Annotated in this window: 1 pseudogene; it reads left to right on the top strand. The window is 42.9% G+C overall.

The features are described from left to right. Nucleotides 1-89 precede the first annotated feature (89 nt). Nucleotides 90-268, top strand: a pseudogene (locus AN214_RS23160) (DDE-type integrase/transposase/recombinase); the annotation flags it as partial.

Raw genomic sequence — 268 nt, 5'->3', positions numbered from 1 at the left:
TCGCTATTTTAAATCGTCAACGGCATCTGTCATTTCGGATAATCATGTAAAGCAGCAATTTGTAGTAGCAGAGCCTGATACCACTTGGGCAACCGACCTCAAACGTAATCGTTCATAGTGATCAAGGCAGTCAATATACGAGTGAAGACTATCAGGCATTTTTAACGGCAAATAACCTTACAAGCAGTATGAGTAGGCGTGGGCATTGTTTGGATAATGCCGTCGCTGAGAGTTTTTTCCATTCACTTAAAACGGAGCGAGTGAAGCG

It is taken from the genome of Pseudoalteromonas sp. P1-9, assembly GCF_001399975.1.
Lineage (GTDB): Bacteria > Pseudomonadota > Gammaproteobacteria > Enterobacterales > Alteromonadaceae > Pseudoalteromonas.
This window is presented reverse-complemented; position numbering and strand designations above follow the sequence as displayed.